This is a genomic window from Marinifilum sp. D714, from assembly GCF_030851345.1.
Taxonomy (GTDB): domain Bacteria; phylum Bacteroidota; class Bacteroidia; order Bacteroidales; family Marinifilaceae; genus Marinifilum.
This window is the reverse complement of sequence record NZ_JALPNU010000091.1, coordinates 1-346: the sequence shown is the minus strand read 5'-3', so window position 1 is coordinate 346 and position 346 is coordinate 1. Positions and strand designations below refer to the sequence as shown.

Below are 346 nucleotides of genomic sequence, written 5' to 3'. Positions count from 1 at the left end.
AAATTCACCATTACCACTCAGCCAGCAGCGCCTGCTACAAATGGTGCAACACTGGCAACACAGCCTGTTCTTCAACTGAAAGATCAGTACGATAATAATTGCGATTCTGATGGTGCAACTCAGGTAGATGCGACTGCTACAGGAAATGGAACTTGGACCTTAGGTGGAAGTTTGCCTCAAAGCGCATCTGGCGGAGTGGTAAACTACACAGGCCTAACGGCAAGTAGTAATGATGAAGTTAGTGCGGCTACCATAACTTTTGATTTGGGTGGCGGAAGTTTTACACTTGAATCCAACTCATTTGCTTTAGGTTTAAATTCTGCACCATCGCTAACAGCTGCAGGGT

General features: G+C 45.7%; 1 protein-coding gene. It reads left to right on the top strand.

Going from position 1 to position 346, the window contains the following annotated elements:
- The coding region (locus tag M0051_RS19840) for a hypothetical protein (protein ID WP_306743276.1) at nt 1-346 on the top strand (346 nt) is incomplete at both ends.